Source organism: Nonomuraea sp. N2-4H (assembly GCF_045291505.1).
GTDB lineage: Bacteria > Actinomycetota > Actinomycetes > Streptosporangiales > Streptosporangiaceae > Nonomuraea > Nonomuraea fastidiosa.
In genome coordinates this window covers 426003-440449 of record NZ_CP147987.1, presented here as the reverse complement: position 1 = coordinate 440449, position 14447 = coordinate 426003, and the positions used below count along the sequence as shown (strand labels likewise).

General features: G+C 73.5%; 12 protein-coding genes. 8 read left to right on the top strand and 4 right to left on the bottom strand.

The features are described from left to right. The first annotated feature begins 4 nt into the window (after window positions 1–4). Genes WBK31_RS02050 through WBK31_RS02040 form a run of 3 tightly spaced genes read left to right on the top strand, consistent with a single transcriptional unit; the run spans window position 5 to window position 2044 of the window. Entirely contained in the window at window positions 5–901 is an 897-nt protein-coding gene (locus WBK31_RS02050) for an alpha/beta hydrolase (protein WP_364058428.1), read from the top strand. Next, complete coding sequence (locus WBK31_RS02045; protein WP_406674242.1) at window positions 894–1823, top strand: acyltransferase family protein; 930 nt, start codon at window positions 894–896, stop codon at window positions 1821–1823. Before WBK31_RS02050 ends, WBK31_RS02045 begins: the two co-directional genes overlap by 8 nt. Continuing rightward, window positions 1811–2044, top strand: coding sequence for a hypothetical protein (locus WBK31_RS02040; RefSeq protein WP_406674241.1), 234 nt, complete (start codon window positions 1811–1813; stop codon window positions 2042–2044). The genes WBK31_RS02045 and WBK31_RS02040 overlap by 13 nt, the downstream gene beginning before the upstream one ends. Before the next feature lie 3 nt (window positions 2045–2047). Here WBK31_RS02040 and WBK31_RS02035 read toward each other — a convergent pair whose 3' ends face one another. The 3 genes from WBK31_RS02035 to WBK31_RS02025 form a co-directional block, all read right to left on the bottom strand. Further along, complete coding sequence (locus tag WBK31_RS02035; protein ID WP_364058434.1) at window positions 2048–3436, bottom strand: GH39 family glycosyl hydrolase; 1389 nt, start codon at window positions 3434–3436, stop codon at window positions 2048–2050. Window positions 3437–3568: 132 nt separating this feature from the next. Continuing rightward, complete coding sequence (locus tag WBK31_RS02030) at window positions 3569–4321, bottom strand: SDR family oxidoreductase (protein WP_364058437.1); 753 nt, start codon at window positions 4319–4321, stop codon at window positions 3569–3571. Between the two features lie 27 nt (window positions 4322–4348). Continuing rightward, window positions 4349–5386, bottom strand: a complete 1038-nt coding sequence (locus tag WBK31_RS02025) for a phosphotransferase family protein (protein WP_364058440.1) — start codon at window positions 5384–5386, stop codon at window positions 4349–4351. A gap of 298 nt (window positions 5387–5684) precedes the next feature. Here WBK31_RS02025 and WBK31_RS02020 point away from each other — a divergent pair, with 298 nt between their 5' ends. Then, window positions 5685–6626, top strand: coding sequence for a GNAT family N-acetyltransferase (locus WBK31_RS02020; RefSeq protein WP_364058443.1), 942 nt, complete (start codon window positions 5685–5687; stop codon window positions 6624–6626). Next, entirely contained in the window at window positions 6623–7747 is a 1125-nt protein-coding gene (locus WBK31_RS02015; protein ID WP_406674240.1) for a DegT/DnrJ/EryC1/StrS family aminotransferase, read from the top strand. The genes WBK31_RS02020 and WBK31_RS02015 overlap by 4 nt, the downstream gene beginning before the upstream one ends. Window positions 7748–7812: 65 nt before the next feature. Here the strand turns inward: WBK31_RS02015 and WBK31_RS02010 are convergent, their stop codons facing one another. Then, window positions 7813–9210 carry a PLP-dependent aminotransferase family protein gene (locus WBK31_RS02010; RefSeq protein WP_406674239.1) on the bottom strand — a complete coding sequence of 466 codons (1398 nt, stop codon included), beginning with the start codon at window positions 9208–9210 and terminating at the stop codon, window positions 7813–7815. A 71-nt stretch (window positions 9211–9281) separates the two neighbouring features. Between WBK31_RS02010 and WBK31_RS02005 the strand changes: the two genes are divergently transcribed. The 3 genes from WBK31_RS02005 to WBK31_RS01995 all read left to right on the top strand — a co-directional run bounded on the left by WBK31_RS02005 (window position 9282) and on the right by WBK31_RS01995 (window position 14427). Beyond that, entirely contained in the window at window positions 9282–9920 is a 639-nt protein-coding gene (locus WBK31_RS02005; RefSeq protein ID WP_364058452.1) for a pyridoxamine 5'-phosphate oxidase family protein, read from the top strand. 86 nt (window positions 9921–10006) lie between these two features. Beyond that, on the top strand, window positions 10007–12649 hold the full coding sequence (locus WBK31_RS02000) for a protein kinase domain-containing protein (RefSeq protein ID WP_406674238.1): 2643 nt from the start codon (window positions 10007–10009) through the stop codon (window positions 12647–12649). A 128-nt stretch (window positions 12650–12777) separates the two neighbouring features. Next, window positions 12778–14427 (top strand): protein kinase domain-containing protein, encoded by a 1650-nt coding sequence (locus WBK31_RS01995; protein ID WP_406674237.1) that lies wholly within the window; start codon window positions 12778–12780, stop codon window positions 14425–14427. Window positions 14428–14447 lie beyond the last annotated feature (20 nt).

Here is a 14447-nt window from a genome sequence, read left to right as displayed (position 1 = left end):
AGGCATGCGTCTCCCCTTACCTCGCAGCCTGCTGAACCTGATCGTGGCGGCCTCCACGGCGGCTCTCGTGGCGGCTCCGCTGTCGGGCACGGAGATCCCGGCCCCCGCGCCCGTCAAGCCGCCTCCGGGGCTGTCAGAGGCCCGCTACGCCGCCGTACGGCAGGGCATCGTGGCGGCGGAGCGGATGGCGGCCGAGCACGGCCACCGGCGCCGCGCCGAGGCGCTGCGGGCGATGGCGGACCCGGCGCGCCGCTTCCTGTTCTTCGACGGCCGCGACGGCGGCCGGTCGGCGGAGGTCTTCGGCGACCTCGCCACGGCCGAGCGGGTCGCGGTGCTGGTGCCCGGCTCGGACACGAGCCTCGAACGCTACGACAAGCTGCTGTCCGGCGCGCTGGCCTTACAGGCGGAACTTGGCGAGCGGGCGGCGGTGGTGGCCTGGCTCGGCTACCGGACGCCCACCACGTACGACGCCGCGCTGCTGACCCCTGACCGGGCCGACGCGGCGGTCCCGGCACTGCGGGCCTTCGTGGACGAGCTGGGGCAGGCCAGGGTGACGCTGCTGTGCCACTCGTACGGCGCCGTCGTCTGCGGCCGGGCCGCGCCCGTGCTGCCGGAGGTGGCGAACATCGTCCTGTTCGGCGCCCCCGGCACCGGCACCGCCGCCCCGCTGCGCACCCAGGCCCGGGTGTGGGCGGCGAGGACCGCGGGCGACTGGATCTCCCTGGTGCCGCACGCCCAGTTCGGCCTGCCGTTCGTCACGCTGGGCCTCGGCCTGGACCCGGTCGCCCCCGAGGCGGGCGCGCGCGTCTTCCCGGCCGGGGACGGCGGCCACAGCGACTATCTGCGGCCCGGCGCCCCGGCGCTGCACACCATCGCGCGGATCGTCTCCGGCGATGCGTGACCGCGTTCAGACGGCGAGGGCCAGGCCGGCGGCGGGCGGACCTTCGGCGCTGCGCGAGCTGCTCGAACGGGTCGAGCGGGCCACCCCCGCAGGCCGTGACCGCGCCATCGACGGGCTGCGCGCCCTGGCCATCGCCGGCGTGGTGCTCGGTCACTGGCTGGTGACGGCGCTGGTCGCCGACAGCGGCACCCTGCGCGGGGCCAGCCCGTTGCGCGAGCTCCCGGCGTTCACCCCGGCGTCCTGGCTGTTCCAGACGCTGGCGGTGTTCTTCCTGGTGGGCGGGCTGGTCGCGGCACGCGGGCGGGCCCGCGCCGAGCAGGGGTTCCGGGCGTGGCTGCGCAGGCGGCTGGCCCGGCTGTTCGCGCCGGTCATGGCCGTGGCCGCGGTGTGGTCGGTGATCGCGGTGACCATGCTGGCGCGCGGGGTGGCGGTGGACACCGTGCTCGCGCTGGCCGCGCTGGTGTGGTCGCCGCTGTGGTTCCTGCTGGTGTTCGGGGCGCTGACGGCGCTGACCCCGGTGGCGGCGAGGATCGGCCCCGCGTGGCCGGTGGCGGTGGTGGCGCTGGTCGATCTGGTGCGCTTCTGGCTCGGCGGTCCCGGCTGGCTCGGCTGGGTGAACGTGATCGCGGGGTGGCTGGTGCCGTACTGCCTCGGAGCCTCGTGGGCGGGCGGCCTGCCGAGCCGGCGTACGGGGTGGGCGCTGCTGCTGGGCGGCGCCGCCGCCACGGCCGTGCTGGTGCTGTGGGCCGGTTACCCGGCCTCGATGGTGGGCGTGCCGGGCGCGGCGGTCTCGAACCTCGACCCTCCCACGCTGGCCGCCGTCACTTTCGGCCTGGCGCAGTGCGGGGCGGCGCGGCTGCTGGCCGGCCCTTGCGCCGGGCCCTGCGCCGCCCTCTGGCCTGGGCCGCCGTGGCCGTGGTGAACGTCCACGCGATCACGATCTTCCTCTGGCACCAGACCGCGATGATCGCCGTGACCGCCCTCGGCCTGCTGACCGGCGGCATCCTGCCGGGCCTGCACACCGCCCCTGACTCGGCGGCGTGGGTGGCGGCCCGGCTGGCCTGGCTGCCGGTGTTCGGGGCGGCACTGGTGGCGTGCTGCGCACTCGCCGGTGTCAAGAGACCCGGGAGAGCCGGGGGCTGAGGATCAGGCGCCGCCGCGTCCCGACCACTTGATCTCGTACGGCCGGAGCGTGACCTGCCGCCCGTCCACGGTGGCCGTGACGTCCTGGTCGCTGGTGTTGACCATGACGAGCTGCTGCTCCTGCCCGATCGCCCTGATCCTCGGGTCGGAGCTGCCGACCTCCTCGACGCGCACCCCGGCGGGGAACCATCGGGTGAAGCCGCTCAGCAGCCCCGCCATCGGCATCTCGCCGCCGACCTTGGGCCGCCACAGACAGCCGGGGCACTCGCCTTCGCCGTCCTGCTGCGGGTTCCAGTAGAGGGCGGTGGTGACGCCGCTCTTGACGAACTCCATCAGGGCGGCCGCCTGCACGGCCGTGCGCTTCTCCTCGCTCCAGCCGGAGTTCTCCGGCTCGACGTACCACTCGGCCCACCACACGGGCATGTCGCCGCTCTTCTGCCGCAGCCAGTTGGTGATCGCGCTGAACTTGCCGAGCGCGCCGAAGTCGTCGGGCACGTTGCCCTGGTCGGTGGTCATGGTGGCGCCGTCCACCACGATGAAGTCGGCGCCCTTCTTGTGCTCGATCCAGTATTCGATGGCGTCCAGCGCCCGCTGGTCGACGGTGCCCCAGGGCCCGCTCAGCTCCGACGCGCCGCCCGCCGCGGTGGTCCCGATCGACATGTAGGGGCCGCCGACCTTGATCTCCGGATCCACCCGCTTCAGGGCGTCGTAGACCTTGTTGTACATCTCGGTGTAGCCCTCGGCGTCCCACCGGTTGGTGTCGGCGTTCCAGAAGCCCTTGAACTCGTTCCACACCATGTAGTGCTTGACCGTCGGGTACTGCTCGGCCACCCGCGCGGCCAGCTTGGCGAAGTCGTCGAAGTGCTCCTTCTCGGGTGCGACCGTGTGGTTCTTGCTCCAGTCGGTACGCCCGGCCTGCCCGCCCTTCATCCAGTCGGGGGCGCAGCAGAGCGTGATGACCGGGATCGCTCGCGAGGACGCCATGAACGTCAGCCGCCGGTCGAGGTCGCGGAAGTTGAACTGCCCGGGGCTGGGCTCGGGGTTGCCCACGCCCCAGCCCATGATGTGCTGGTTCTGCAGCATCGGCACCCGGCCGAGCATGCCCCTGGCCTGGTCGGCGACGTGTTCGGGCTCGTTGTCCGCGCTGAACTGGGTGTGGGTGACGCCCCAGCGCGGCCAGTTGTCGAGCGCGGGCGGCGGCTCGAGCGTGGGAGCCGGCTGGGTGGGCATGGCGGTGGCGACCTCGCCGCCACTGAACTCGCCGCGGGCCTTGGTGCGGATGGAGGCGTAGATCATGATGCCTGCCACCAGCACCACCGCGAGCACGCCCGCCCCGAGCGCGAGCGGCCACGGCGATCGTCTGCGCGCGTGCCGGCCGTCGGTCGGAATCACTGAACGCTCCTCATCCTCGCAAGGTTGTAAAGCGGGAGAATCCTGAACCTACAAGGTCTGAAGACCGACGAGGGCCGGGTAGCGATACCCGGCCCTCTCAAAGTAGTGCGCCGACCCGTGCGGATCAGGTCATCACCCGACATTCGGCGGCCGCTGGCCGCTCGCGGGGCCCGGCACGCCCGCGTACCGGTACGGCACGGGCTGCCGGCCCGGCTGCACGACGAGGAGCGTGCCCGGGGTGTCGGTGTAGAAGGCGCTCTCAACGGCGGCGGCCACGTCGTCGGCGGTGAGCAGCGGGAAGCCGGCGTCGGCGAACACCTTGCGCGCCTCGGCCACGAGCGGCGTGTCGGTGAAGCCGGGGCAGACGGCGGCGATGCGGATGTTCTGTGCCGCGAGCGGCTCGGCCAGCGCCCGCACCAGGCCCACCACGGCGTGCTTGGTCATCGTGTAGACGGGGTCGGCGGAGTAGCCGACGAGCCCGGCGAGCGACGCGGTGGCCACGATGGCGCCGCCGCCGGAGCGGCGCAGCAGCGGCACGCTGGCCGCCACGCCGAACGCCACGCCGTCCACGTTGACCCCGACCACCTTGCGGTAGCGCGCGGCGTCGAAGTCCGCGAAGTCCACCCGGCCGGTGATGCCGGCGTTGAGGTGCACGAGGTCGAGCCGGCCGAAGCGGCGCTCGGCCAGCGCGACGGCCTCACGCGACGCCTCCTCCCGGCTGACGTCGGCGGCCAGCCAGGCGCCGTCCACCTCCTTGGCCACGCGCTCCACGCCCTGGGCGTCGACGTCGACGAGGACGCATCGGACGCCGCCCGACGCCAGGCGCCGCGCGACCGCGGCTCCGATGCCGCTCGCCGCTCCGGTGATCAGTGCAACAGTGCTCATGACGCTCCTTGCCGGACTTCGAGGCGGTCAGTGCTGGTCGAGCATGCGGTGCGCGCGGGCGATCAGCGTGGGCACGGCCGCACCGATGCGGTCGAATCCCTCACCCACGGTCTTACCCTGGCGGAAGCGGGCGTGGATACCCTCCACGATCACGGCGAGCTTGAAGTTGCCGAACGCCACGTAGAAGCCGAGGTCGGAGATCTCGCGTCCGGACACCTTGGCGTAGTGCGCGGCGAACTCGGCCGCGCTCAGGAAACCCGGCGCGGCCGTCACGTCTCCGGCCACCGGGATGCGCGCCCGCTCCTCGTCGTCCCTGTCGTACCAGTACGTCAGCGTGAGCCCCAGGTCGGCCAGCGGGTCGCCGAGCGTGGACATCTCCCAGTCGACCACCGCCGCGATCCGCAGGTCGTCGAGCCGCAGCAGGGTGTTGTCCAGCCGGTAGTCGCCGTGCACGAGCGTGCCGGGCGCCTCGGCGGGCAGCCGTTCGCGCAGCCGCTCGACCAGGCGGTAGTAGTCGGGCAGGTCGGCGGTCTTCGAGCGCTCCCACTGCTGGCACCAGCGGTCGAGCTGCCTGGCGAGGTAGCCCTCCGGCCGGCCGAAGTCGCCGAGCCCCACCTCGCGGTAGTCCACGGCGTGGATGGCGGCGAGCACCTCGGCCAGCCGCTCCGACAGCCGCCGCGCGCGCTCGGGCGACGGGTCGCCGAGCTCCTCGCGGGTGCGTACGGCGGCGCCCTCGACGTACCCCATGAGGTAGAACGGCGCGCCGATGACGTCCTCGTCGGCGCAGAACGCGACCGGCTCCGGCACCGGGACGGGCGTCGGCGCGAGCGCCGAGATGACCCGCCACTCGCGGCGCATGTCGTGAGCGGTCGGAAGCACGTGACCGAGCGGTGGCCTGCGCAGCACCAGCCGGCGGCCCTCGGCCTCGACCAGGTAGGTGAGGTTGGACTTCCCACCCGAGATCAGCGAGACGGCGCCGGGCTCACCGGCGTCGGGCACGTGTCGGCCCATCCAGGCGACCAGACGGGGGTGGTCGATGCCGGGCACGCTCCCAGATTCGGTCATGACCCCACATTAGAACGTCATTCGGTCCTGAGCGCTAGCTGGGAATCTTGTAACGTTCCGGACCTGCGGCGATGTCGGGGTGGCGAGATCCTTTACTCTGGGTATACACCCCTGGCCACAAGCTGGATAGCGAGTGCATGTCCGACAGTAGGAGCCCATGCGCGTCACCCTTGCTCTGCCTCGTGAACTGGGTCAGCCGGAAGTGAGCCGATGGCGTGCTCTGCAGGAAGCGGACGCCGCCTTCGACAACCCGTTCCTCTCCCCCGAATTCACGCTCACTGTGGGTGAGCTTCGGGATGTGGTCCGTGTCGCCGTCATCTACGACGGCCAGGAGATCGTGGGGTTCTTCCCGTTCGAACGACATCCGCTCGGCATCGGCAAACCGGTGGCGGCGGGCCTGACCGACGCCCAGGGCCTCGTGTACGCCAAGGACGTCGAGATCGACCCGCTGCGCCTGATCAGGGAGTGCGGCCTTTCCGTCTACGAGTTCGACCACCTGGTCTCCAGCCAGCCGCTGGTCAACGCGCGGGCCGAGCGGCATCCCTCGCCGATCATCGATCTGCGCGACGGCTGGGAGCCGTACACGGAGACGCTGCGCAAGAACTCCGGCAAGACGTACAAGTCGACTTTGGCCAAGTCGCGCAAGCTGCAACGCGAGGTGGGGCCGCTGCGCCACGAGTACGCCACCACCGACCTGGCGCCGCTGCGCACGCTGCTCGGCTGGAAGACCGACCAGTACCGCCGCACCGGGCGCACCGACAGGTTCGCGCACAAGTGGATCGTGGAGCTGGTCGAGCGGCTGCTGGCCACGCAGACCGAGAGCTTCGCCGGGGTGCTCGACATGGTCTATGTCGACGACCGGCCGATGGCCGGGCATTTCGGGGTGCGCACGCGTACGACGCTGGCCGGCTGGTTCCCCGCCTACGACCCGGCGTTCGCGAAGTTCTCGCCCGGCCTCATCCACCACCTGGCGATGGCCGAGCGGGCCGCCGCCGACGGCATCCAGATCATCGACATGGGCAGGGGCCAGAAGGAGTACAAGGACAAGCTCAAGAACGGCGAGCTGGAGGTCGCCGAGGGCCGGGTGGCCAAGGCCGGTGTGGCGGCGGGCGTCCACTGGCTGATGCGGGTGCCGGTGCGCAAGACCCGGGCGACCGTGCTGGCCAACCCGATACTGCTCAAAACCGCCGACAAAGCGTTGAAAACGTACGGGAGACTGCGTACTGTCCTACAAGGGTGAAACGCATCGCAGAGCGTACAGACCGTTACTGTCTGTCGCTTCCGTCCAACCGGCTGGGGCTTTATCTCGCACTCCGCCATTGGTGCGCGCCCGGCCAGCGGCTGCTGATGTCACCCATCTCGGCGGACGAGATCCTGTTCCTCGTGCTCGCGGCCGGCCTGCGCCCGGTGATCGCGCCGCTGTCGCCCCGTGACGGCAACATCGACGCCTCGCGGGCCGACCTCGCCTCGGTGGACGCCGTACTGACGACCAACCTGTACGGCCTGCCCGACGACGCGCCCGCCCTCGCCGGGAAGATCCTCATCGAGGACGTCGCCCACGCCATGGAGACCGACGTCGGGGGCCGCCCGGTCGGCACGTTCGGGCAGGCCGCGGTCTTCAGCCTGTCGAAGCACCCGGGCGCGGGCTCGGGCGGCGTGCTGGCCGTCGAGCACGAGTCCGATCTCAAGGCGCTCGCCCGCGCCCGCGACGCGCTGCTCACCCGCGGCTCCCTGCGCGCCGACCTGATGAGCGTGGCCACCTCCATGGCCCGCCAGGCGGCGCTCAGGCTCGATCTCGTACGCCCCGCGCTCATGCTCGCCCGCCGCCTCGGCATGGAGGAGCCACGCGAGGGATACCGCATCCCGCTGGCCGCCGCCGAGCTGAAACAGGCGCTCGAGCAGGTGCCGCTGCTGCCGCCCTTCGACCCGTGGGTCCGCGCCGACCAGCACGCCTACCGGATGCGCCGCGGCCCCGTGGTGCGCTGGTACCAGGCCAGGCGGCTGGAGAAGGTACGCCGTGAGCGTGCGCGCCGGGTGGCGGGCGTCGCACGCCTGGCCGAGCTGCCCACGGTCGCGCCCGCCGTGCTCGACGACCTGTCCAGGCCGCTGTTCCGGGTGCCGCTGCTGGTGGAGGATCGTGACGCGGCGATCGCCGAGCTGGAGCGGCACGGCGTGCCGACCGGCTACCTGTACGACCCGCCGTACGACGACTACGCCCCCGGCTTCGTCGATCCCTCGCCCGACCCGGGCCCGGCGCGCTGGTGGGCCCGCCACGTACTGCCCGTGGACCCGCTGTACGCGCACCGCTCCCTGCCCGTCCTGCGCCGGTTGCGGCCGCCCGCGCGCGGCCCGCACGACTGACCCGCTCGGCCGCCCGGACGCTAGCAGATCAGGCCGGCCGCGCGCGGCCCGTACGACTGACCCGCTCAGCCGCCGAGACCCTCGCGGATCAGGCCGGCCAGGATGCGGCAGCCGCGCCGCACGTCGGACAGCGACGCCGAGCCGTACCCGATGACCAGGCCGTGCACGCGCGGCTCGCCGTGGTGGTGCCGGGCGGTGGAGTCGAGCAGCACCCCGCGCCGCGCCGCCCGCTCGATCACCTCGGGCACCAGGCCGGGCGGCAGCTCGGCGACCACGTGCAGGCCGGCCGTGTCGCCGCGCAGGCGGCTGACCGGGCCGAGCAGCTCGACCACGGCGGCGCGGCGGCGCGCGTACTCCAGGCGCATCCTGCGCAGGTGGCGGTCGAGGTCACCGCGCTCGATCAGGGTCGCCACGGCCTGCTGCACGGGGCCGCTGGTGCGGTCGGCCACCGCCTCGCGCAGTGCGGCGACCTCGGCGAGCAGCTCCGGCGTGCCGACCAGCCAGCCGACGCCGACGTCGGGCGCGAGCGTCTTCGACAGCGTGCCGAGCAGCACCACGCGGGCCGGGTCGAGGCCGTACAGCGCGGGCAGCGGGGCCACGTCGTAGCGGAACTCGGCGTCGTAGTCGTCCTCCACGATCGTCGCGCCCGTGCTCCGTGCCCAGGCGAGCAGCCGTTCCCTGCGCGGGATCGGCAGCCGGCCGCCGAGCGGGTACTGGTGCGCCGGTGTGGTGTAGAGCAGGCGCAGGTCGCCGGGCAGGCCGTCGACGATCACGCCGTCCTCGTCCACCCGGCACGGGACCACCGCCGCGCCCCGGGAGGCGAAGATCGTCCGCGCGGTCGGGTAGCCGGGGTCCTCGACTCCCGCCTTCGTGCCGGGGCCGAGCAGGGCGCGGGCGACCAGGTCGAGCCCGTTGCCGGTGCCCCTGGTGACCAGGACGTTCTCCGGACCGGCGACCACGCCCCTGGCCCGCCTGAGGTGCTCGGCGAGCAGCTCGCGCAGGCGCGGCAGGCCGTACGGGTCCGGCGACGCGCCGGGCGGCAGGTCGGCGGCCCTGCGCCAGGCGCGCTTCCATGCCGCGTGGTCGTAGTCGCGCACCCAGGGCTCGCCCGCCCTGAGGTCGATCGCGCCGGGTGGCGGCTGCGGCGGGGCGGGCGCGCGGGGGCGCTCCCGCTTCGGTTCCTGCCGCGCGCTCGCGCCGCCGGGGGTGAGGTCGGCCACGAAGGTGCCGGAGCCGTGCCTGCCCTCCAGCCAGCCTTCGGCGTAGAGCTGCTGGTACGCCTCCGTCACCACCGTCCTGCTCACCCCGAGCTGCGCGGCCAGCGCCCGGGTGGACGGCAGCCGCTCCCCCGGGGCCAGCGCGCCGTCGAGCATGGCGCGGCGCAGCCGCCCGGCGAGCTGGGCGGTGAGCGGCTCGGCCGACTCGCGGGAGAGGGAGAGTGGCAGGTCAACGGGCGTGCGCATGAAAGTGGTCTCTGCGAAGGGGTCGATAGTGGCCCTACAGCGTAGGTCCACTTCGTCGTTACGGTCGAATCATGCTCTCCACCACAGCGCGTACCACGCTCGGACGCTCGAAGGAGCGCGGCAGCACCGACAGGAACGACCTGTACGAGGTACTCGACACCGGCATGATCTGCCATCTCGGCGTGATCGTGAACGGACATCCGATGGTGATCCCCACCGGCTACGGGCGCGCCGGTGAGACCCTCTACCTGCACGGCTCCACCGGGGCGACCTCGCTGCGCGCGGCCGACGGCAACGAGGTGTGCGTCACCGTCACCCACCTCGACGGCATCGTGCTGGCGCGCTCGATCTTCAACCACTCCGTCAACTACCGCTCGGCGATCATCTACGGGCGGGCGCGGCTGGTGGCGGATCACGACGAGCGCATGGAGGGCCTGCGCGTGCTGTCGGAGCGGCTGGCCCCCGGCCAGTGGGACTACGCCCGCCGCCCCTCGCGCAAGGAGCTGGCCGCCACGGCCGTGCTGGCGCTGTCGCTGGAGGAGGCGTCGGTGAAGATGCGCAGCGGCGGGCCGAAGGACGAGGAGGAGGACTACGAGCTGCCGGTCTGGGCCGGGGTGCTGCCGCTGGTCACGTCGTGGGGCGAGCCCGAGCCGGATCCGCTGCTCCCAGAAGGTATCGCCACGCCTGTTCACATCCTCCACCGGGAGTAGTTCCATAAATTCCGGAACCACCTGGAAAACCCGACTCCTTGATCACGCGTCTCATCAGGTGGGCCGGCTCCTGATGGGAGAGGCATATGGAGTGGAGCGCTCCGGGTTACACGGAGATCAGGCAGCTCGGGGCGGGTGCGAGCGGGCGCGTCGCGCTGGCGGTGCACGACGCCACCGGGGTCGAGGTCGCGATCAAATACCTGTCCGGCAAGCTGCTGCGCGATCCGGCCGCGCTGGCCAGGTTCCAGTCGGAGGCGCGGCTGCTCACCACGCTGCGCGACCCGCACATCGCCACGATGCTGGAGTACATCCAGGACGCCCGCGGCGCCGCCATCGTGATGGAGCTGGTCAACGGCGTCTCCCTGCGCGCCCTGCTGCGCGAGAACGGCACCACCGGGCCTGAGGCCGCGCTCGTCGTGCTGAAGGGCTCGCTGCTCGGGCTGGCCAGGGCGCACGCGATGGGGCTCGTGCACCGCGACTACAAGCCGGAGAACGTGATCGTCCGCGACGACGGGCTCAGCAAGCTCGTCGACTTCGGCATCGCGGTCCGGCAGGGCAGCGCCTCCCGTCCTGAGGGGACGCCGCCGTACATGGCGCCGGAGCTGTGGGAGGGGCGGCCCTCCTCGCCCGCCACCGACGTGTACGCCGCCACCGCCGTCTTCTTCGAATGCCTGACCGGGCACCGGCCCTACCGCTCGACCGAGCCGGTCGTCCTGGGCTACCAGCACCTCCACGCCCCCGTGCCGGTCCAGGACGCCCCCGAGCCGGTGCGCGGGCTGATCAGAGCCGGCCTGGCCAAGGACCCGGCGCTGCGGCCGGCGAGCGCGCTGGAGTTCGTGGCCGAGCTCGAGGCCACGGCGCGGGCGGCGTACGGGGAGGACTGGGAGGAACGCGGCAGGCGGCGGCTGGCCGCGCTCGTCGCCCTGCTCGCGCTGCTGCTGCCCAAGCCGCAGACGCCCGGCGCCGAGGTGACCACGTCGCTGGCCAGGACCGTCTTCCGCGGCATGCGGGCGAACGCGCGCAAGCTGGCGATGGGCGGGGCGGTCGCCGCCGCGGCGGCCGTGGCGGTGGTCGTGCTGATCAACCGGCCGACGCCGGTCGAGGAGGCGGCGGCGGTGGCCGCACCGCCGAGCGAGATCGCGGCGCCGCCCGCCGTACCCTCCGGGGCCGGGGAGACGCCTGAGGCCGCGTCGAGCCCCGAGCCCGACGAGCCCGAGCCGTCCGGCTCCGACATCACCGTGCCCGAGCCCGGCACGCGCTCCACCGCGCCCGAGCCCGAGTCTGGCACCCCATCCACTGTGCCCGAGTCCGGCACCCCATCCACCGTGCCCGAGTCCGGCACCCCATCCACCGTGCCCGAGTCCGCCACCGTATCCGCCGTGCCGGAGCCCGCACGCCCCGAGCCGTCCGGCGGGGAGCCGGAGGGCACGCCGCAGGCCGAGCCGCAGACCCCGCCGGGCACGCGCCCGTCGCAGCGGCCGCGCCCCGAGGAGAGCGCCACCGGCCCAGGCCCGGCCACCTTGCGCCCCGCCGAGCCGCGCACCACCACCCCGGCACCCGGCGGCGACAGGACACCGGACGCTCCCACCGACCGGCCCACGGCCACCGGTGATCCCGCGCCGCCCGCCACCTCCGTGCTCGGCCTGACGCTCGGCCGCATCACGGTGGGCTCCGACGGGGTGGCCCGCAGCACGCTCACCCTCCGGACGAGCGGCACGGGCCCCGTCACCGCCACCGCCGTCTGGTCGGCCTCGGGCGCGGACGGCCGGACCGAGCGCGTGCGCCTCAGCGGCGCCAGGTTCTACGCCCGCACGCTGGCCTGGCGGATGGGCGAGCAGCCGTGCGGCACGACCGTCTCGCTGGCCGCCACCACCTCGCCCGCCGCCTTCGGCGGCCCGAGGACGGCCAGGGTTTCCGTGCCGCCCTGCCCGGCCCGGGTGACCGCGCTGAACGTCTCGCTCGGCCTGCCCGCCGCGCCCGCCCGCACCGCCACGGCCCGGATCAAGGTCACGGCGAGCGGCAGGGGGGCGATCCCGGTGCGGGCCGGGTTCGCGGTGGACGGCGAGCCGGCCGGCACGCGTACCGCCCAGTTGTCCGGGCGTACCTCCTACAGCCGGGCCTTCACCCTCGCGCTGCGCTCGCGCCCGTGCGGCTCCACGCTGTCGGTGCAGGTGACCGCGGGCGGCAGGACGGCCACCGCACGCGCCTCGGTGCCCTGCCCCGCGCAGGTGCGGCGGGTCGCCATCGTGGAGGCGGGCGTGTACGGCGGCGTGCAGGCGCAGGTCCGCGTGACCACGGCGAGCACGCAGCCGGTGCGGCTGACGGTCAGGTTCGCCGCCGGGGCAAGCCGCGACTCGCGGACGGTCACCCTATCGGGCGGCACCTCCTACAGCCGGGCCTTCCGCTTCCCGGCCAGGATGCCCTGCGGCACCAGGTGGTCGATCACCGCTCTCACCGACCCGGCCGCGGCGGGCGGCGCCGACACCCGTACGGGCACCACCCCGGCCTGCCCGCGGGACGACGAGCCCGATCCTCAGGGCTCCCCCTCCCCGGCACGCCGGCGAAAATCCTCCGATCGTGAAGACCCCGTCCGAGGAGCCGCCTCCGGTGGCGAAGACCCCCGCGGAGCAGACCGCTTCCGAGGCGCCTCGTCCCAGGTGAACGGGCCTATGGGCGGCGGCGCGCGGCGCCGTCGCCCGCTGCGTGCGCGACGGCACGCACGGCGATAACCGCAGCACAATCCCTATGAATTTTCGTCACATGTCGTGATTTCGGTAGCGGAACAGTGCTCGCATCTGGTTAAGCTACGGACCTGTTGATGCAGGTGGGGGCCCAGAGACTCCAGAGGAGACCGCGAATGTACGGCGATGGGCCTTGGGGGGTCCCTGGATACACCGAGGTGCGCGAGCTCGGCTCGGGCGCCGGCGGCCGGGTGGTCCTCGCCAGGCGCGATTACGACGGCGTCGACGTGGCGATCAAGTACCTCAGCGACGAGCTGAGGTCGGATGTCTCGTTCGTCGCCAGGTTCCGGCATGAGGCGCGGCTGCTCGCGACGGTGCAGAGCGCGTACCACGCCAGGCTGTACGACTACGTCGAGACCGGCCAGGGCGCGGCGATCGTCATGGAGCTGATCGACGGCGTCTCGCTGCGCGAGCTGATCAGGGCCGAGGGCCCGACCGGGCCCGAGGCGGCGCTGGCCGTGCTCAAGAGCTCGCTGCGCGGCCTGGCGGCGGCGCACTCGATCGGCGTCGTGCACCGCGACTTCAAGCCCGAGAACGTCATGGTGCTGCGCGACGGCACCAGCAAGCTCGTCGACTTCGGCATCGCGGTCAGGGTCGGCGAGGAGGCGAACGCCGCGGGGACACCGCCGTACATGGCGCCCGAGCTGTGGTCGGGCGCGCCGGCCGGGCCCGCGACCGACATGTACGCCGCGACCGTCGCCTTCTACGAGTGCCTGACCGGGCACCGGCCCTTCATGGCCCAGGACATCGCCCCCCTGGTCCGCCAGCACCAGAGCACTGCACCGCCGCTCGAGCAGGTGCCCCAGCCGCTGCGCGGCCTCGTCGAGCGCGGCCTGGCCAAGCACGCGGCCGACCGGCCGCCGTCGGCGCAGGCGTACCTCGCGGCGCTGGAGGAGATCGCGGCGGTCTCGTACGGGCCCGACTGGGAGGAGCGCGGGCGGCACCGCCTGGCCGCGCTGGCCGACGCCCATGCGCCGGTCTACGCCGCCGCGCCCCAGGAGGATCCGGACGTCGAGTCGACCGTCTCGTTCGCGCAGACGCACTACCCCGAGCAGCGGCCCCAGCAGCAGAAGCCGCAGAAGCGCCTGCTCGGCAAGCTGCCCGTCAAGTTCGCGATCGCGGGTGCCGCGCTGGTGGCCGTGCTGGTGAGCGCCGTGGTGTTCATGATCAGCAGCCAGCCCGAGGCCGTGCTCCAGGCCCAGACCACCGAGGTCACGCCGACCTCGGCGGAGCCCGGCACGCCCGACCCGGTGGAGTCCGTACCGGAGGAGACGGACCTGCCGGAGGAGACGGACGAGCCGGTCGAGGAGGAGTCCCCCACGGTCTCGGAGACGCCGACGCCGACGCCCACCCCGGCGGTGACGAGGCGGCCGGTGCGGCCCACCGTACGGCCGGCCAGGACGCCGACGGCGACCCCGACAAGGACGCGGCAGCGGCGGCCGATCAGGACCAGGACGCCGGTCCACAGCCCCACCGCGACCCGCACGCAGGACGAGGAGCCGGATCCGGAGATCACCGGCGACGTCGACCCGCCCAGGGCCGACAAGCCCGACCCGACGCCCACGCGGCCGACCCAGCCCGCGCCGACGTTCACCCCGCCGCGCGAGCCTGACCCGCCCACCGAGCGGCCGACGCCGACCGGCGGGACGTCTCCCGAGTCGCCGCCGACCGGCGGGACGTCCCCCGAATCGCCGCCGACCGCCGGGACGTCCCCTGAATCGCCGCCTCCCGCCGAGACGCCGGCCAGGAGCGGCACCCCGCGCTGACGCAGATCGGGCTTCCCCCG